A 19,870-nucleotide genomic window follows, 5' to 3' on the forward strand; every position below is an offset into this window, starting at 1 on the left:
CACGCCGCCAGCGTTCGTCCTGAGCCAGGATCAAACTCTCCATAAAGGTACCCAAAAAAAGTGACGTTAACCTCCGAAGAGAATTCCGATTACTTTCCCGGGTCCATATTTTAAGCTGAATAGCTCATTGACTTGCTAGCGAGATTTTACAATCTCATTTATAGTCGATTACTCGACTGTGCTTACTCACTCGTTGTTCAGTTTTCAAAGATCAATGACTTCCTTATTCATCCATCGCCTTCAAAAGCGACCTGATCAATATACCACATCAGCCTATTCGATTGCAAGAACTTTTTTTCAGTTACTTTCGTTCTTTCGTTCGACCGCCGAAGCGACAAGAAGTAATATAACAAATACGCAAAGGCATTGCAAGTCTTTATCTAATTGTAAAAAATGGTAACAAAAAAAGCCCCGGCGCGTCATGCACCAGAGCTTAAAGCTTTTTAACCTTGACTTCCTATAAAGATGTAACGAGCTAGAACAAGAATCGCCAATACCCACATAAGCCAGTGAATAGAATAACGCTTCTCACTTTTACCACCCAAGTTCGCTGCTGCTGCCAATACCACATAAGTAACAATCCCAAAGGAAATACCATTCGCAATATTGTAAGTGAAAGGCATCAATACAATTGTAAGGAACGCTGGAATAGCAATAACGAAGTCTTGGAAATCAATCTCACGAATCGATTGCACCATTAGAACACCAACAACGATCAAAGCAGCCGCCGTAGCGGAACCAGGAATCAACATTGCAATTGGAGCTAGGAACAGAGCAAGCAAGAAACATACGCCCGTAGTTACGGCGGTCAAACCAGTACGTCCACCCTCTGCTACACCTGCTGCGCTTTCTACGAATACAGTGACCGTACTCGTTCCAACTAATGCACCACCACTAACACCGATTGCATCAACAAACATCGCTTTACCTACACGCTTGTTGCCTTCTTCTTTATTCTTCATAATTCCAGCGCGACTCGCTGTTCCAACCATGGTGCCGAATGTATCAAACAACTCAACGAACGTAAATGTAGCAATAACGGAAACAATCCCCGTTGTCATAATCCCTGCAAAATCAAAATCACCGAATCGAAGCTTGCTTAAATCAGGAACCCATGTCGTATCTGCACTTGTCAAGGTACCGAGATTAACCATTCCCATGAAGTAGCCGATAACCGTAGTGGCCAGAATACCGAACAAGATAGCACCGCGAACGCGCAGCACCATAAAAATGGAAATCAACAGAACACCGATAATGGTTAGAATAACGCTTTTATCTTCTAATGAACCCATATGAAACACTGTTTCAAATGAAAGAACGTCTGTAAATTGATGAGCTTTGATATCATTGCCGCTTTCTACTGCAACAGTTAGAATACCGCTGTTTTTGAAACCGATCATTGCGATAAACAAGCCGATCCCCACCGTAATCGCATGCTTCAGGCCATCTGGAACAGCGACAAGAAGGATCTGACGAATTCGGGTCACAGTTAAAATAATAAAGATGATCCCCGAGATAAATACAGCTGTTAGCCCCATTGCAAACGTAAACTTACCTTGTGATGTCAAGATAATCGTTGCAAAATAAGCGTTCAAGCCCATTCCCGGCGCAAGCGCAACAGGAAAGTTAACGAATAACCCCATAGCAATCGTCATAACACCCGCAGCAATCGCCGTAGCCAAGAAAATCGAAGTCCAGTCACCACCGGTAGCTCCTGATTTAAAAGCACTCAGCACGTCTGGGTTGACTGCAAGGATGTAAGCCATTGTCATGAAGGTTGTAATCCCCGCAATGATTTCTGTTCTTACGGTCGTGCCGTTTTGTTTCAATTTGAAAAAGCGATCCATTTTTCCTACTCCTCCTAAAACGAATGGTGGGGAACAGCAAAAAACCCGGAATCATGTTGCCTGATTCCGGGTACGAAAAAGGAGCTTCCCTATGAGAGTTGCCCCTTCTATGCATAGCACAAAAAGTCATAGTAACTCACACAGATTCCGTCCTTTTTTTCGTAGCCAGATCATTTGCGGTGATCTCGTAGAAACTCTCGGGCCAATCCCCAAGATTATACGAAAAACTGTTATCCATTTCACATTTTAGTGCGGAAATAACCCTTTGTCAATAAAAAAGACGAACATTCCAGGGTTAAATTTTCCCAGAATGTTCGTCTTTTCCATTTTATCTATTCCCACTCAATTGTAGCAGGCGGTTTGGACGTAATGTCGTACACAATACGGTTTACATTCTCAACTTCGTTCACGATACGAACGGAGATTTTCTCCAGCACATCCCACGGAATACGCGCCCAGTCGGCTGTCATACCGTCGATGGAAGTCACCGCACGGATACCTACAGTGTAGGAGTACGTTCTAGCGTCTCCCATAACCCCAACGCTTTTCATGCCCGGAAGCGCCGTGAAGTATTGCCAGATCTCGCGATCCAAGCCTGCTTTCGCGATTTCATCGCGCAGGATGGCGTCGGATTCACGAACAATTTTCAGCTTGTCCTCTGTAACCTCGCCAAGAACACGAATAGCCAGACCAGGACCTGGGAATGGTTGTCTCCATACGATAGCTGCAGGAAGACCACACTCTTCGCCCACTTTGCGAACTTCGTCTTTAAACAAAGTTTTGAGCGGCTCGATTAGCTTGAACTTCATATCTTTCGGCAGTCCGCCTACGTTATGATGCGATTTAATCGTATGCGCTGTAGCTGTACCGCTTTCTACGATATCCGTATAAAGCGTACCTTGTGCCAGGAACGTAAAGTCATCGAATTTACCGGACTCCTCTTCGAATACGCGGATAAATTCCGTTCCGATAATTTTACGTTTTTGCTCCGGATCAGCTACGCCGGCCAATTTCCCGAGGAAACGTTCACGCGCATCGATTTTGACCACTTGCATATCGAATTTGCCTACAAATGTATCCATAACGCTTTCTGCCTCGCCTTGACGCAGCAAGCCATGATCAATGAACATACAAGTCAACTGTGGACCAATCGCTTTATGCAAAAGGATCGCCACAACGGATGAATCCACCCCGCCGCTAAGCGCGCAAAGGACTTTCTTGTCGCCGACTTCTTGGCGAAGCTCTTTGACCATATCCTCAACAAAGGAGGACATCGTCCAATCCCCTTCACAGCCGCAAACGCCGTAAATGAAGTTATGGATCATTTCGTTTCCTTGAAGCGAGTGACGAACTTCCGGATGGAATTGTACCGCATGAATATTACGCTCACGATGGCTCATTGCGGCAATTTCAAGGGAATCCGTGCTCGCTTCGATGACGAAACCTTCAGGAAGAACGGATACGTGGTCACCATGGCTCATCCATACCGTTTGCTTCGCTTCCAAGCCTTTAACCAGCGGGCTTTCATTGGTAAATGAAAGATCTGCTTTGCCATATTCACGCGTATGCGCGCGTTCAACTTTACCGTTCAATTGATGAGCAATTAACTGCATGCCGTAGCAAATCCCCAAAATCGGAATCCCCAAATCAAAGATTTGCGGATCAACAGCTGGTGCTCCCTCACCGTATACGCTGGATGGACCGCCAGAGAACACAATACCCTTCGGCTGAAGCTCGCGAATTTTCTCAACCGTTGTATTGAACGGCAGCAGCTCGCTGTACACGCCCAAATCACGGATTCGTCTAGCAATCAGTTGGTTGTATTGGCCTCCAAAATCTAAAACGACGATCATTTCACTCGGTTTACTCATTATCCGACCTCCTAATTTCATAGCGATTGAGGTGTCAAGGGTACCCTTGTCCTTTTACCGCTATTTATAGGTACTAATTTTAAACATTAGGTACCTAGGATGTAAAGGGGTTTAATGTGTCTTTTGAATGGCTTTCCATATTGCCACAATTTCCCGCTTCGTATAATGCGAAGAATTGACGGCATCATAGCGGATGCTTTCATAGATTAAAGCGAATGTAAGCAGCGCTTGTTTCTGACCTTGATGCTTGAAACTCAAAGCGGTGACATAGTCTCTTACGGTTTGATCCTTAGGTTTGGCGCCATATTTACGGAACAATTGGAGCCATAAACGATCCATGTAAGGAATCAGGGGATGCGGATGATTTAAGCTGTGTTTGTAAAATGGAACGAGCGCCCCGTTAAACAAGAAACCTTTTCGCTTCAGCAATAGGACAGAAGCCGCCAACGCAAGGAGGCCTCCTAATAACAGGATGAGAAGGTTACGATTTGTTTTGACATAATCGATGACGCTATGTTTCGCAGCTTGTAGCCACTCGCTTGAACTCGCTGTAAAATTCCCGGGCACCGGAATGTTCATCAGAGATGCGGTCATCGCTGATTGCTCCATAGCGGCCGTCGTTAAGGTCTCTCTTGGATGGTCAGAAGAAATCCCCGAGAATCCCGGCGTAGGTTCAAACGGCACCCACCCCATTGATGGGAAATACACTTCCACCCAGGAATGCGCATCGGAATTGCGAACCAACACTTCTTGAAGCTGATCCGCGCCGCTGTCAACAGATTGCAGCGTGCCAGGCGCGAACCCTTTTACCCAACGAGCAGGTACACCCACAGACCTCAGCATGACAACCATCGACGTTGAAAAGTGATCACAATAACCCGTCTTATCCACGAACAAAAAGTGGCTGACAAAGTCCTCGCTTCGACTCGGAGCTGTCGGCTTCTCAAGGCTGTACGTATAGGTATGGCTCAAATACTGCTCAATTGCAACGGCTTTGGCATAAGGCGTAAGCCGGTTCGCTGTGATCTGTTCGGCAATGCTGCGAACTGACCTTGGCAACGTTGACGGCAGCTGCAAATAATCGCCCGTAATCTCAGGCGGGTAGGAACCGACGTCCGAATTCAGCAAAGTCGGATCTTCCTTTACAGGTTGCACGGTTATTTTGTAATAAGACAAAGGATCTGCGATATCAGGCAAAATCACTTTACCGCTGAGTGCAGACTTAAGCAGAATGTCAGGTGATAACGGTTTCCCCTTCTCCGTCAGAAGAGAGTCCACACCCAATAGATTGCCACCCAAGAACAACTGCTTATTCGGCGACTTGTCGTTCCACAAAACTTCTTGTGTAACAAGCCTTCCAGAACCTGTTTGAACAGGCGCTGCATACGGCTCAAGGGTTTGATTCGTTTGCGTCCAGCCTTTGCCGTCATAGAAATTCTTGGACTCCCCGCGCCAATAGGTAAGCTCTGAGGTTTTGGCTGTAAATACCGGAGTCGTGTCTACTTGGAGTGGACCTCCTAAGGACGTATCATTTTGACCGTAGCCTGATTTGGCCACAGTTCCTCCAGCATGCGTCTCCTCATTGTAAAGTTCAAACAACCGATCGGACATATACGCCCAGCTTACCGGCTTCATCAGCGCCTCGGGCTCGGCCTGCTTGGCCGAATACCATCCGGCTGCGGCTAGCACCCCCACTATGGCTGCACTAACGGCAACCCACCTAAAAGCGCTTCCGGGACGAACCGAAGCAAAGCCGTAGGTTTGCTCGATTCTCGAAAGATTCAGCAGCGCTAACAGCAGCAATCCATATCCTATTGTGCGCATGATGCCTTGCACCGTATCCGCACCAAATACCAATTGTAGAACAACCAGATAACTCAATGTGGCAGCAACAAACCATAGGCTGTGCTGTCTTTGCAGCATGAGCGCCTGTATGACGGAAATAAGCAGCGACCAGCCCAGCAAAAATAACAAGGTCCTGAGTTCACCGCTGATGAGGTCGAAATGGGCCTGCATCAGATAACCAGCATCCTGAACAATTGTTCCAAGCAAGTCAAAGACCCAGGCTCCGGTGATAAAGGTTTCCCTGTCAAATAGAAATCCGACGAAAAGCAGGATCAACACGCCTTTGGCCGTCCATCCCCAAGCGTAAGGAACTTTAAAGCAATCGATGGCGATGCATAACGCAAAAACGACCAATATCGGGCCGGATTCAATCGACGTATCTGCCATCCACGCTAATGGACGGAGCCATTCTGAAATCAATAAGAACAGCAAGAGAGAGATCAAGATGTCTCGGAAAAAGGTTTGCTGGAGCGGCGATGTTGTCCCTGTGCCGGTCACTGCGCTGGCGTGGAAGATGGGCCCTGTTGGAATGGCTCCTGAAAGGTGAACCCTCTCATCTGACTTGCGAGACGAGTTCGATGATTGAAAGGGCATGCGCGAATCGCGCCGTGGTTCAAGCGGTTGCATCCGCGATACCTCCTTGCTTCGGCCACTGGCCCCGCGGGTGTGGCACTTCCGTGAAGCTGCAGCCTGCGGCTTGCAGCTGCAAAGCCCCCTCTCGCTCAGCGACCGAGAGGGAAGGCTTGGCGTGCACGTAAATCACGTGCACGGAACGGCGCCTGGTGCGCGCATCCGCAATCGCGCGCACCAGCGCCACATCCAACGTCGATGTGATACACACCATCGACGCATCCGGCGGCAAGGCCGCCGCCTCTTTCCTGACGAGGTCAGGAAAGGCCATGGCGGGCTTGCCGCCCACGCTCGCGAGTACTTCGTACGCGAGCGTTAGATCCGGGCGAATCGTCGGCGCGATTCGCCTACCGTTCGAGCTGCTGGCGAAGCCGCAGCTCTCACGCCCGCCAGCGGCGGCTTCGAAGAAGCCTGCCGCGAGGGCGACGCCCTTCTCCAGCAGCGGCCGAGCCGCTTCAGCTGGAGCCGCCGCAGGCGCCGCATCGAGCAGCAGCATCCGCTTCGCGGAGGCAGCCTGCTCGGGGTCTTTGGTCATCAGCCGGTTCAACCGGGCTGTGGATTTCCAATGAATGCGGTGATATGGGTCACCGCTGGCATAGTCACGGACACCGCTGATGAGCGGTGTCTCCGCTTTGGGACCGCGGGCGGTAGGCACGTCGCCGTCGTCCGCGTGAAAGGTCATACCGGAGCGGCCCAGCGTATCCGCCTTCGGATAAACGAGACACCGGTGAATCTCGTCCCGGCGCGTTCGGCGAACGGCGAAACCGAACATATCTCCGGTGACCGCTTCACAGCCTGCGAAACGGTATACGCCGCGCATAAGGCCCGTAATTTTATAGCGGAAAAGGATCGTAGACTGGAACCACGGGAACAGCAACTTGCTGTAAATCAGCTGAGCCCCGCTTCCTTCATGGACCCACGTTTCTTTGACGACCAGCCAAGGCATTGGCATCCGCGCACGATGTGCGATCCCGAGGCTGATCGTGATATCTTCACCCGACACAAATACTTCTCCCGACAACTGCCGGTTGATCGACAGCCCTTTGAACGCAAAGACATAAAACAATCCCGCCTGAATCCATATGAAAGTCAAACAGCATCCTAGATACCAGGCAGCAAAACCACCTTGCCAATAAACTAACAAAACCGATAGGACACACCCCACAAAGAGCAGCGACGATTTACCCCAGCTTTTCATGAATGTGCCCCCTACTTCGACGAGACATAACGAAGTACTGGAGTTTGCAAGGTAGCTAATAGATCCGCCAGTATCCGTTCCGCCGACTTGCCCGTCATCCGGGCCTCGGAGGTCAGAATAAGCCGGTGCGTCCACACAGGCAGCACCAAATCTTTAATATCATCCGGTACAACAAAAGTTCTGCCTTTCATATAAGCGGACGTTTGCGCAGCACGCATCAACGCGTGGGAGGCCCTTGGACTTGCACCAAGGTACAAATCGGTATGTTCCCTCGTAGCTAAAGCAAGGCGAACGATAAAATCTTTTAACGTATTATCGACATGAATCATAGCTGCTTCTCTTTGTAACTGCACAAACTCGTCCTGCACAATAACAGGCTTCACTTGATCAATCGGATGGCGATCCTGGAGGCGGTCTAGCATCAAAATCTCTTGATCCGGCGTCGGATAGCCTAAAGACAGCTTCATAAGGAAGCGATCCATTTGTGCTTCAGGCAGCGCGTAAGTTCCCTCATAATCTACGGGATTTTGAGTTGCCAGTAGGACGAAGGGCTTCGGCAGTTCATAGCCCACTCCATCCACCGTGACCCGCTTCTCTTCCATCGCTTCCAGAAAAGCCGACTGTGTTTTCGGAGAGGTCCGGTTGCATTCGTCCGCCAAGACGATCGGCGTCATCAAAGGTCCGGGGCGAAATTCAAAACCGCCTGTCTTCGCATTATAAACAGACACACCCGTCACATCAGATGGCAGCAAATCCGGCGTACATTGTATTCTCTTAAACTCGCAACCAATGGTTCTTGCCAAAGCGCGCACAAGCATCGTTTTTCCCACACCCGGCACGTCTTCCAATAAAAGATGACCGCCGCTTAACATCGCGATAAACGCCTGCTCGATCGTTTCTCTTTTGCCAACAATAACTTTCTCCACATTCAGGATCATCCGTTCCACGAGAGGCTGCGGCTGATCGAATATTCGCGTCTTCGACTGCATAGTCAAGAAGCCTCCTTATTTAAAGGTATGCTTCTAGTTTTTCCAGTCTTCTACTCTTTTAGACATTAACCTGCTAGGGCAAATAGAGAGTTTTTCAGAATACTATTATTATCTTTCAGAATATAGAATTGTCGGAAGGCCATTGCCACTTCCCGTCTGCCCTCTTCCATCACCGTGTCCGTAATTCTACCTCCTAGCGAATCTATCGTTTTGCGCAAGGGCACGACCATCGTCCCTTCCTGCAGCTCCATATCCGCGAGTGAGTAGGTGGCTACGTTATTTCCCAAAGCATAGGCGCGAATCGTTCTCGCCGGTAAGTCATATTGAATATCGTAAATGCCGTAGTGAGCATTAGCTGTCTTCGTTTTATCCTGCCACTGTACGTTTCCACCTAGCTTTTCAATTAAAAAACGCAACGAAAGCTCAATTCGATTCGATCGCAATTGATACTGTGCAGGCTCCAAAGTAACGCTGCTCCACTGAGAAAAATTAATCTTAAGCGGCACAGTCGGCTTTATAGCCGCCTTTGGCGACTCTGTCTCCGCTGCTGCCACCTTTTGCTTCCCTAGCTGCTCATCTGTGTTCTTAGGCTCCTCCTTGACTTGCTGCAGGCCAGGATGCGGATGTACGGTCGCATATTGCTTGGTTTCCTCCCATAACTGTTGAAAATGAGCCGCACTCATGTTTCTTGACCACTTGGATTTCCCCACCTGAAATTGCTTCGGCTTAACGTCAGTTGTCAGAGGCGCGAAAGCATAACCCAGGTTCTTATAATATTCGATCACTTTAGGCAGGATCTCTACGGTTGATTCATGCCCCGTGCCATCGTGGAATAGAACCGTCAATTCGTGCTCGAGCGGTGAATCCTTAACCGTTTGCCAAATCTCATTTGCCGGAACATGAACTCTCTTCGAATCACCGCTGTCTACATTCCAGTCCACGACAGTATAACCCGCTTTATCCATTAAATAGTAGTAATAGGCATCGAAATTGGTATAGGTCCCCCCAGGAGCGCGCACGAATTGCGGGCGGGTGTCTGCGATGTCGGCAAAAATTTCCTCACTGCGTTGAATTTGATCCCAAAACGTTTGAAAATCGCTATAAAGCTCTTTATATACATGATTATAGGAATGATTGCCGAGGGTATGTCCGTCTTTCAAAATTCTTTTCATCATATCCGGATACTCTTTGGCCTGCTCGCCCAGCGCAAAAAATGTAGCTTTCACGCCTTCTTGTTCTAAAATATCCAGAACCTTGCCCGTTAACTTGCTAGGACCGTCATCAAAGGTCAAATAAACCGTAGGCTGCTCAGGTGTTACATAGTTTTTCTCTTCCTGCTGCAGGCGTTTGCCCGTTTTGAGTTTTTGATAGATCTCCTGCTCATCTTTTGCGGAGGTTCCATCCCCTTCCGTAGCCCTAACAGGGACCGCAGAGAGAAATAGGGAAACTAGTAGTAGCATGACCATAATGAGTCGAAAACTTTTCCGTTTAATGGCTGCATGTTGAACATGAAAACGCATGCGATGATCCCTCCGCTTGTTCTATCATTTTACTAACTGATAGAGTATATGGGAGATGGACGGGGAGTATGTCTCTTGTCTTGCAGTAATTTTTAGATGAAAGGGAGTAGTGTCTGAAGAGATAAGAAAGGGAACTAGCGTCCTCTATTTCGGTGAAATCGGTCGTTCTCATGGGATAAGTGGAACTGTAGGGCCTTATTTATTGAAAAATCTAGTATTTCGCTTAAAATTGGCAAAATAAAGGATCATAGTTCCACTCCAACTAGCAAACTGCTGCTTCTAGCTGAAATAGTGGACTGTAGTTCCTCGTTGAGGAGAAAGGAATCGTTGGAGGAGTTAATTTCCCTCCGTAGTTTAGCTTGTTAAGAGCCCAGTGGGGGCGAATTTTGGCGGTGGAGAATACCCAACGCCGCTAAAAATTCAGCGTTACTGAGACATTGGGCGGAGGGGGCATCCTCATAGGAGAGGTAAACTGGCTGGCCACTTGGAGGAACTACAGGCCGCTATTCCAACAAATTAAGCCCGTTTCCGCGTTCAAGCGGAACTGCAGGGCCCTATTTGACCGCCTACCCCCGATTTCTTCAAGAAAACGGACAAATAGAGGACGTCAGTTCCCCTCCACGTGTAGAGGAGCCTATTTCAATGAAATAGGGCCCTGTAGTTCCCCTTAGGGAGGAACCGCTGGAGCGATAGTAGCGACTGTGACAGCTATGTTGTATTTTGCGCAACCATTTGGCCGTAAAGGGGCCTCACTTCACCTCTGTACTGTATTGCACTTTATACAACGATTGTTGCATTTAAATCGCTTACAATTCACCTTTTGCAACAAATGGTTGTATGATGTGCAACGAAAGATCACAATCGCGATCTGACCACACCATTACGTTGTATGTAATGCAACGTAGCCCATCAACTTTGCTGCACAGCTGTCTTTACAACGAAAAATATTTGTTTGAGTAGATTCGATTCCATACTTAGATTTTAGCAACAAAATTAAATAAAGGTTGAGCTTTCGCTCAACCCCAAAACATTCTTTCCAAAAAAAGCCGCCGAGAACCTCTCGACAGCCTTCCACTTACAGCGCTTCAACCGCTTCCAGCACCAACTGGACATGGTTTTTTATCCGCACTTTGCTCCATTCCTTCACGATGTAGCCTTCCTCGTCAATGAGGAAGGTCGAACGGACAATGCCCATGTACTCACGGCCATACAGCTTTTTGAGCGCCCATACTCCGTATTTTTCAGCTACCTGGTGGTCACTGTCAGAAAGCAGCAGGAAAGGCAGCTCATATTTCGTGATAAATTTATGATGAGCGTTCAGCTCATCAGGACTAATGCCGATGACCTCGACCCCGAGCTCGGCGAACTTGCCGTTATAGTCGCGGAAATCGCAGGATTCCTGCGTGCAGGTCGGCGTATTATCTTGCGGGTAAAAGTAGATAACCACCTTTTTACCTTTATAGTCATGCAGCGACACGCTGCTGCCACTCGATGCTGGCAGTGTAAAATCAGGGGCAGGACGTTTGACCGTCTCTTGCTCTTTTTTCTTAGCCATTCTATGAACGCTCCTCTATCCATTCCTTCTTCTCTTCACTCATTATGCGATATTTGCAGCCTCACATCAAACCGCCATGTCCAAAACTAGCATATAACATGAAAATCATGGTAGGTTTAATAGGATGGTATAAAATTTAAAGGAGTGAAGAATCGTCATGCATCCTATCCAACGTATGTCATTACTCTCCACATTGGGACTGACACTAGCCCTCCCTACTCTATCAGTCTCTGCCGCAGCAGCGGATGATAGTGCACTTATTACACGCGGACAATTCATTAAACAAATTACCGACGAGCTGAAACTGACACCTTTGAATAAGATGACTGTCCTGCCAACCGACGTCAGTCCGGATTCTCCCTATGCGGACACCGTACGCATCATGCGTGAACGCCAAATCCTGCAAGGATATTCAGACGGCACATTCCGCCTGGACCAGGCCGTTAGCCCCGCGGAGGCTTCCCTCATTCTGGGGAGATTTCTAGGTCTGGCTGACAGTAAGGCGAGCACTGTTTTGAAAAGCGATTATAGCGTTGATTTCAGCGGTCAAACCGCCGGCATTACCCTGGGTACAGCAGGAGCCGCTATCAAAAACGCACTAGCGAACGACCCTTCGGTGTCCTCCTGGCTCGTTACTGATCCAACTTCACCAACAGATCTGAAAACGTTCCGCGGTCACATGGAGATGGGCATGCATATTCTGTTTCATCCAAATGCTGGATATCCGCTGAAAAACCTGCAGACAACTGTTAAGTCAGACATCAGCTATAATAAGGTTCAAGGCCTTCATCAATCCATTACAACTGCCGCCCCTGGTCCCGATATGGCCATGAAAACGATCAACATGGAGCAATACATGGTTAGTCAAGGGACTTTCATGTCGATGCCTAATGCAACAAATGACGGCGTCGAGTGGTATGATATGTCCAAACAAGTGCCATTTACCTTCGAGCAGGTGATGGAGCTGCAGGAGAAAAACATGGACGTAAGCAAAACCTTGGTAACGCCTTATTTCTTCTACAAGGATCTTGGCACGACGGAGAAGGATGGGCAGAAACAGCGCAAGGTCTCTATTCGAGGCAAACTAACCAACACTGCCGATATTGTCAAAACATTAAGTGGACTAGGCGGCAGCCAAGATGCATTCAAAGAGGTGCTTAACTCGCCTGCGATTGCAGGAATGAGCGTTTCCTTATCTGCTGTGCTTACGTTAGATGAGCAGACCAAACTTCCTGTCAGCATGGATGGCGATTATATCGTCGAATATGGCGAAGATCCAACTAATCCGATTGAAGAAATAGATATGACCATGGCTATGACCTATCAGGATGTGAATCAACCGATCAATATTCAATTACCAGAGGAAGCTAAGAAAGCGAAACCTCTTCCTGCTCCTACTACTGTTCCTACGCCTGCTGAATAAGCGTTATAAAAAGGACCTTGATTCTCACGTTTCGTGAGGATTAAGGTTCTTTTGTGTTGGCAGGTGGACACTGGCCATTCGCACTCCTCTCGTTTATCCATTACAATGAATGTTAGAAATTAGTCGCAAGCAGGTGATTCCTTATGTTTAAAATATTGCTGATCGAAGATGATGCCACACTTTTCGCAGAAGTGAAGGACCGGCTCGCTCAGTGGTCCTACGATGTGCATGGCATCACGGATTTTGCCCGGGTCATCGAGACTTTCGCCGCCTTGAAACCGGATCTCGTGATTATTGATATTCAGCTCCCGAAATTTGACGGGTTCCATTGGTGCCGAATGATTCGAACTCACTCCAATGTCCCCATTGTCTTCTTGTCCTCACGCGATCATCCCACGGACATGGTGATGTCGATGCAGCTTGGCGCTGATGATTTCATCCAGAAGCCGTTTCATTTCGACGTGTTGATCGCCAAAATTCATGCGATTCTTCGCCGGGTCTATAACTACAACACGGAGCCTCTCAAACTGAAAACCTGGTGCGGCGCTACGATTGATTACGAGAAAAATACGGTGACAAACGAAGCTGGCACGATCGAATTAACGAAGAATGAAATCTTCATTCTCAAGTTGCTGATCGAACGCAAGAACACCATCGTTAGCCGGGACGTCATCATTAACAGCCTCTGGGACGACCAGCGGTTTGTCAGCGACAACACTTTAACCGTCAATGTTAATCGTTTGCGGAAAACACTGGACGAACTGGGGTTAGGGCGTTTTATTGAAACAAAGGTCGGGCAAGGTTATATGGCCACAGAAGAGGCTCATTTCCATGATTAGACGCTATCTCGTCGAAAGAAGAAGCTGGCTTCTTTTCTTTATTTCCGCACAGGCTCTTGTTCTGCTTATTGCCTTTTTGGATAAGGCCATTCCCTTTGGCCCTATTCTTTACATCGTTTTTCTAACGACAACGTTATTTCTGATTTTTTTCATTTTTCGCTACAACAAAGAAACTCGCTTCTATAAACAGCTTGAGGAACGAGACAACAATCTGGATCTCTCCGCCTTAGCTGGCGCGGATAGTCCCTTGGAGTCTGTCGTAGAGACCAGCATGATAAATCTGGCAGAGCATCTCCGTCAATCCGCGTCCAGGCATCAGGTCGCACTGGAACAGGAGAAGGACGATTTGCTTGCATGGATTCACGAAGTCAAAACACCGCTCACCGCCATGCGGCTCATGATGGACCGTCTGGAAGATGAGACGATGAAGACCGCTTTAACCTACGAATGGCTGCGGATTCACCTTCTCCTGGATAAACAGCTTCATCAGAAGCGGCTCCCGTTCATGGAGAACGACCTGTATATCGAACAGGTGAATTTGGAATCATTGACCTATGCAGAAATTAAGACGCTACAGACATGGTGCATCCAAAAAGGCATCGGCTTCGATCTTGATTTCGAAGTGACGGACGTGCTGAGCGACGCCAAATGGCTCGCTTTCATTCTGCGTCAGCTGGTGACGAACGCCGTGAAGTACAGTGACCCTCATGCTGCGGATATCGTTATCCGAACGCGCCGCCGCGACGAAAGGACGATCCTTGAGGTCAGCGACCATGGCCGCGGGATCGAACCGAAAGATTTGCCGCGCATCTTCGATAAAGGCTTTACCTCCACAGCCTGGCACCAAGACAGTGCCGCTACGGGGATGGGCCTCTATTTGGCGAAGAAAGCCGCCGAATCGATGCTGATTCACATCGCCGTGAGCTCGGAGCCGGGCGCTGGCACCACCTTCACCCTCACCTTCCCCCTGCCGAATGAGGTCATGCGCATTACAGGCATGTGACAATTTTGTCACATGCCTCTCTTCTTTGTTCGCCCGATCGCGGGAGAAACCGGGCAGCTCTTTTTATAATAAAGCTATCGAATAAAGGAGTGTGTGAAATGACAATTCTGGAAGCAGTGAAAATACACAAAAGCTACGGCAATAAATTCAACAAGCAAGAAGTTCTGAAGGGGCTCGATATCCGAATTGAAAAGGGAGAGTTCGTCAGTATTATGGGGGCGTCGGGCTCGGGGAAAACCACGCTGCTGAATGTGCTTTCCTCCATCGATAAGGTCAGCCAAGGCTCTATTCAAATCGAGGGCAAAGAGATTACGACTTTGAAGGAAAAGCAATTAGCTGAGTTTCGCAAGCGGCATTTGGGGTTTATTTTTCAAGACTATAATCTGCTTGATACCTTGACCGTCAAAGAAAATATTCTTCTGCCGCTTTCTATTGCTCGAACTTCCAAACAGGACGCCGAGTCCAAGTTCCAAGCCGTTGCCACGGAGCTGGGCATCTATGAAATCAAGGATAAATATCCCAATGAAATCTCAGGCGGGCAAAAACAGCGGACCTCCGCGGCCAGAGCGTTCGTTCATGAGCCGGGCCTTATTTTTGCAGATGAGCCAACCGGGGCGCTCGACTCCAAGTCCGCATCGGATTTGCTGCATAAGCTGAGCGATATGAATGAAAAGCGCACAGCAACCATCGTCATGGTCACTCACGACTCCGTCGCTGCGAGCTATGGGAGCCGGGTTATTTTCATCAAAGACGGTCAAATTTATACGCAGCTTTATAAAGGGCTGGAATCGAGACAAGCGTTTTTTCAAGATATCATGAAGACGCAAGCAGTTCTAGGCGGTGTGCAGAATGAGCATTAACCAGCTGATCATTCAAAATTTGAAAGCGAACATCAAGCACTATTATTTATATATATTCGCTTTGATGTTCAGCGTCGCGCTGTACTTTGCTTTCGTCACTTTGCAGTACGATCCCGCTTTGGATCAGACCAGAGGCTCCATTAAAGGAGCAGCAGCCATCAAGTCTGCCTCAGTTCTGCTCATCGTGATTGTCGCCATCTTCAACCTGTATGCCAATAACATCTTTGTAAAAAGGCGCAGCAAAGAAATCGGCTTATTGCAGCTGATCGGCATGACGAAAACGTCCATTTTCCGGATCCTCAGCACAGAGAACTTCATCCTGTATTTCAGCTCGCTTATTGTCGGAAGCTTTATCGGCTTCTCCGTATCGAAGCTGATTCTGATGATATTGTTCCAAATCACGGGAGTCAACGCAATCGCAACGCTCCACTTTTCGACCCAGGCGCTAGTCCAGACATTCATTGTTTTCGTGGCCGTCTATTTGCTAATTATGCTGGTTAACTACGTTTTTATAAAAAGACAAACCATACTGTCCTTGTTCCGCGTTTCCACGTCAACCGAAATCAAAGTAAAGCGGCTATCCCTTGCAGAAGCAGTCCTTGGATTGATTGGCATTACGCTCATCTTGCTCGGGTATTATGTTTCATCCATGCTGTTTAGTGGCAAATATACGACAATGGTCGAATTGTTCACAGCCATGATCTTTATTTTGGCTTCGGTTATTATCGGCTCTTATCTGTTTTATCGAGGCTCCGTTCGTATGCTGCTTAACATCATCCGCAAGAAGAAAAACGGCTACTTGAATGTTCGCGAAGTCCTCTCGCTCTCTTCCATTATGTTTCGAATGAAGTCCAATGCTCTGCTCTTGACTGTCATTACAACCGTATCGGCATTAGCCATCGCTTTGCTGTCATTAAGCTACATTTCGTATTATTCTGCGGAAAAAACAGCAAAAAACGATGTGCCGTCCCACTTCGCTATCACCCTGAAGGACGATGCCGACAAGTTCAAGGCGGCGCTGGATGCCCGCCACATTTCGCATAAGGATACTACCATTGAAGTGCTACAGACTAAAGCCAACCTAGAAGGAATTTTATCCGGCAAAATGAATGGGCTTATGGCGGATCCAAGGGATATGACGCTTTCCGTGATTAGCGATGCCAATACGCCTTCCTACGATTTGAAGCCTGAGCAAACTCTGTTTACCGGCACCAACGATCTGTTGAGTAAATTTATGAGCTTCAAAGATTCCGGGCAGATCGAGTTAGCCGGACAACACAACGTTACCCCGCTCACCTATTTAGGTTCAAAGAAACAATCCTTCGTCTCTTGGTACTTCACAAACGGCGGTATGCCCGTTGCCATCGTAGACGACTCCGTCTTCCAACGGCTAAAGCAGGATCTGGTGCCATCGTTGCAAAAGAAGTCCTCCCTCTATCAGGGCATCGATATTGTAAACGAAGCTGAGCTGCCAACCGCCAATCAGATTTTTGGAGACTTAGGCCTTGATAAAGACGATCGTGGTGACTCCCGGCTGGATAGCACTTTGAACCAAAAAAATAGAATGGGACTTATGATGTTCATCGTCGGCTTTCTCGGCCTTACGTTCCTGATTACATCAGGCTGCATCCTGTATTTCAAACAGATGGATGAAAGCGAAGACGAGAAGCCAACCTACACGATTTTACGAAAACTGGGCTACACGCAAGAGGATTTATTAAAGGGGATTCGCCGCAAACAGCTCTTCAGCTTCGGAATCCCGCTTGTCGTCGGCCTTGCGCATAGCTACTTCGCCGTTCAATCCGGCTGGTTCTTGTTCGGAGCGGAACTCTGGACACCCATGATCGTGGTCATGGTGCTTTATACTGCTTTGTATTCCGTCTTCGGATTTCTTTCCGTGAAACATTATAAGAAAGTCATTCGCCAAGCGCTTTGATAGACGATTGATTTAGCTCCTTAAACACCCAACTCCGCTACATGCCTCAGCTTATCAGGGTTCGCAACCAAATAGACAGCCGCTACTTGACCATCTTCAACATGGAAAGTCACCACATTGTTCGGCTGTCTATCCTGATAGGACACAACGCCCAATTGTCCATTTACGGTCGCCATTTTAAAGCTAAAGCCACTCGGAACTTTGGACAGTACCCCAAATAAAAACAGTGCAATGCGCTCCGCTCCCTCAATAGGCCGTATTGCCGCTCTGACTTTGCCCCCACCGTCCGAATATAGGACAGCCTCTGTTTTGACAACACTCAGCAACTGAGCCATATTGCCGGAAGCTAAGGCTTGAACGAATTGCTCCACAATAGCGTTAGCCTGATCCTCCACTGGCTGCTTGGGTCGTACAACATCCTCGGCGTCCTGACTGGCAAAGGTGCTGATCGAACTTTTGGCTCTGCGGAAAATTTGGCGGCAGTTCACACTGCTTTTATCAACAATTTCAGCAATTTCCTCATAGTCGTATTGCAGCACTTCCCTTAATACGAATACCGCCCGCTCTACCCAGGAAAGCTGCTGCAGCAGGAATAGGTACGCTGTGGATAACGACTCTTTTTGCGTATAAAATAGTTCTGGCATATCGCCCTGGTTCTCCGTCGCCACAAGTGGTTCCGGCAACCATGGGCCTACATAGACTTCGCGTTTTTTGCTTGCGGAACGCAGCTTGTCGATGCAGCGGTTGGTTACCATTTTGCATAGATAAGCTTTAGGATTCTGAATGCCCTGTGGATTTTTTTCATTAAAATATAGAAAAGTTTCTTGGACGACATCCTCGGCATCCATGACACTCCCCAGCATCCGATAAGCTAATGCAAACAAAAGCGGTTTATACGACGTGTATATCTGTATCTGTTCGGCATCCCTCGCATTTTCCATCGTCTACACCTCCTGCTTATTTCCATTTTACGCCATCACATAGTTCTTTAAAATAGCGTGCGCCGCGCGCTTGGCACTTGCCGCTGAAGCATCGGCGAGCATTTCGCCGTGCGTAACCCAATCTCCGGCCACATAGAGGCCGCGGACTCCCTCAACGGCCGGCCCTGTGAACCGGCTGGACCTTCCCCGATGCAGCGTGTCATGGACAACGGTGATATTCGGCAGGAACTGCCGTGCCACAACCTCATTTTCCCAACCTGGATGAAGGGTGTTCATAGCTTCGGTGAGCAAGCGCTCGTCGGCCTTCGGATCACTTTCTCCCGGGCCGTTGTATTTCACCAAATGCACAACCAAGGTTCCGTTATCGCTCAACTGCGTATTCAGCGTATGGTGAGAGAAGAAAATCGGTTGATCGAGGCCCATAGCCACGTTTCGCCCGCCTTCCGGCAATTTCTTCAACCCAAGATCCAAGCATGCCGCCATGGACGGACGAGCTTGATCCTTCCATTGCTTGAGCAAAGTACGGTCAGCTGTATCACTTACAAGCTTATAAGTTTCAGACGGTGAAGCGGTGCTGATAACATTAGAGGCTTGAATATATTCGGCTCCGGCCAGCAACAGTTTCTGAACCCTGCCATTTTCAAGTGCAATTTCTTTGACATCTTTGCCGCTTACGATTTGCACACCTGCTTTGACAGCTAGTTCTCTAAGCTGATCCACGATCGTTTGCCAGCCGCCATGGAGGTAAAGGACACCTTTTAACGCACGCTGCAACTGCGCAAGCACCGGTCCCGCCAGCTGAAAATCGGTATCCTGCGCGTAAGTAGCTGTTCTGCATAGCGAGTAAAAAACGTGACGGACCATCGGATCCGAAATTTCCGCCTCCGCCCAGTCTCTTAGGCTCCTGTCAGGGATGCGGCTTGCATCCATTTTGGAAAGCTTCATCACGAGTTGCATGAGCTGCATTTTACCCGACCATGTCAGCAGCTTCGAAGTCAGCATGTTGGTTAGATTCGCAGGCATGGGAACGATTTGGTTGTTCCACAACGCCATGATCTTGGAGGACGGACTCCCCCCGTCCAGCCGCACTCCCAGCTCCGTCAAAATCGCGTACGCCTGACCAGCACGATATATGGCATGCCCGCCTAGATTGAAGAAGGCGCCGTTCTTCTTATTCGTCATCGCGCGGCCTCCCAAGCGTGCCGCTTTTTCCAAAATAGTGACCGATTGCCCGCCCTTTGCTAATTCGATCGCCGCGATTAGACCGGCCAAGCCACCGCCGATTACAGCTGTATCGTATTGCCCCAGTTTATGCAACTCCGTCATGTTCCATCGCCTCCGTTTTGTCTTTTCAGTACATATGGCGAATGAGGCTTGTGTTTTGTGACAAAAAGGCGTGAAGTTGGGCCAGCG

14 protein-coding genes and 1 riboswitch are annotated in these 19,870 nt (G+C 48.4%); of the genes, 5 read left to right on the top strand and 9 right to left on the bottom strand.

Annotated elements, in window-relative coordinates; translation table 11 throughout:
- Positions 1-443: 443 nt before the first annotated feature.
- The 7 genes from GON05_RS26325 to bcp all read right to left on the bottom strand — a co-directional run bounded on the left by GON05_RS26325 (position 444) and on the right by bcp (position 11,455).
- Entirely contained in the window at positions 444-1,847 is a 1,404-nt protein-coding gene (locus GON05_RS26325) for an NCS2 family permease (RefSeq protein WP_157323364.1), read from the bottom strand.
- Positions 1,848-1,989: 142 nt separating this feature from the next.
- A riboswitch (purine riboswitch) is annotated at positions 1,990-2,090 on the bottom strand.
- A gap of 89 nt (positions 2,091-2,179) precedes the next feature.
- A complete protein-coding gene (gene guaA / locus GON05_RS26330) occupies positions 2,180-3,718 on the bottom strand; it encodes a glutamine-hydrolyzing GMP synthase (RefSeq protein WP_157323366.1) in 1,539 nt (512 codons plus the stop codon).
- A 111-nt stretch (positions 3,719-3,829) separates the two neighbouring features.
- On the bottom strand, positions 3,830-6,190 hold the full coding sequence (locus GON05_RS26335; protein WP_157323368.1) for a transglutaminase-like domain-containing protein: 2,361 nt from the start codon (positions 6,188-6,190) through the stop codon (positions 3,830-3,832).
- Entirely contained in the window at positions 6,177-7,391 is a 1,215-nt protein-coding gene (locus tag GON05_RS26340) for a DUF58 domain-containing protein (protein WP_157323370.1), read from the bottom strand. Before GON05_RS26340 ends, GON05_RS26335 begins: the two co-directional genes overlap by 14 nt.
- A gap of 11 nt (positions 7,392-7,402) precedes the next feature.
- Positions 7,403-8,380: an AAA family ATPase gene (locus GON05_RS26345; RefSeq protein WP_157323372.1), complete on the bottom strand. Its 978-nt coding sequence runs from the start codon at positions 8,378-8,380 to the stop codon at positions 7,403-7,405.
- A 65-nt stretch (positions 8,381-8,445) separates the two neighbouring features.
- A complete protein-coding gene (locus GON05_RS26350; RefSeq protein ID WP_221435265.1) occupies positions 8,446-9,840 on the bottom strand; it encodes a polysaccharide deacetylase family protein in 1,395 nt (464 codons plus the stop codon).
- A gap of 1,135 nt (positions 9,841-10,975) precedes the next feature.
- Entirely contained in the window at positions 10,976-11,455 is a 480-nt protein-coding gene (bcp, locus tag GON05_RS26355; RefSeq protein WP_157323375.1) for a thioredoxin-dependent thiol peroxidase, read from the bottom strand.
- A gap of 157 nt (positions 11,456-11,612) precedes the next feature.
- Here bcp and GON05_RS26360 point away from each other — a divergent pair, with 157 nt between their 5' ends.
- The 5 genes from GON05_RS26360 (at position 11,613) to GON05_RS26380 (ending at position 17,516) form a co-directional block, all read left to right on the top strand.
- Positions 11,613-12,878, top strand: coding sequence for an S-layer homology domain-containing protein (locus GON05_RS26360; protein WP_157323378.1), 1,266 nt, complete (start codon positions 11,613-11,615; stop codon positions 12,876-12,878).
- Between the two features lie 143 nt (positions 12,879-13,021).
- On the top strand, positions 13,022-13,717 hold the full coding sequence (locus tag GON05_RS26365; RefSeq protein ID WP_157323380.1) for a response regulator transcription factor: 696 nt from the start codon (positions 13,022-13,024) through the stop codon (positions 13,715-13,717).
- The gene (locus tag GON05_RS26370) at positions 13,710-14,720 is read left to right on the top strand and encodes a sensor histidine kinase (RefSeq protein WP_157323382.1); all 1,011 of its coding nucleotides are present in this window, start codon (positions 13,710-13,712) and stop codon (positions 14,718-14,720) included. The genes GON05_RS26365 and GON05_RS26370 overlap by 8 nt, the downstream gene beginning before the upstream one ends.
- Positions 14,721-14,818: 98 nt before the next feature.
- The gene (locus GON05_RS26375; RefSeq protein WP_157323384.1) at positions 14,819-15,580 is read left to right on the top strand and encodes an ABC transporter ATP-binding protein; all 762 of its coding nucleotides are present in this window, start codon (positions 14,819-14,821) and stop codon (positions 15,578-15,580) included.
- A complete protein-coding gene (locus tag GON05_RS26380) occupies positions 15,570-17,516 on the top strand; it encodes an ABC transporter permease (protein WP_157323386.1) in 1,947 nt (648 codons plus the stop codon). Before GON05_RS26375 ends, GON05_RS26380 begins: the two co-directional genes overlap by 11 nt.
- A gap of 20 nt (positions 17,517-17,536) precedes the next feature.
- Here the strand turns inward: GON05_RS26380 and GON05_RS26385 are convergent, their stop codons facing one another.
- Positions 17,537-18,457, bottom strand: a complete 921-nt coding sequence (locus tag GON05_RS26385) for an RNA polymerase sigma-70 factor (protein ID WP_157323388.1) — start codon at positions 18,455-18,457, stop codon at positions 17,537-17,539.
- Positions 18,458-18,484: 27 nt separating this feature from the next.
- The gene (locus GON05_RS26390; protein ID WP_157323390.1) at positions 18,485-19,783 is read right to left on the bottom strand and encodes a phytoene desaturase family protein; all 1,299 of its coding nucleotides are present in this window, start codon (positions 19,781-19,783) and stop codon (positions 18,485-18,487) included.
- Positions 19,784-19,870: the final 87 nt, after the last annotated feature.

It is taken from the genome of Paenibacillus anseongensis (genome assembly GCF_009757995.1).
Lineage (GTDB): Bacteria > Bacillota > Bacilli > Paenibacillales > NBRC-103111 > Paenibacillus_E > Paenibacillus_E chondroitinus.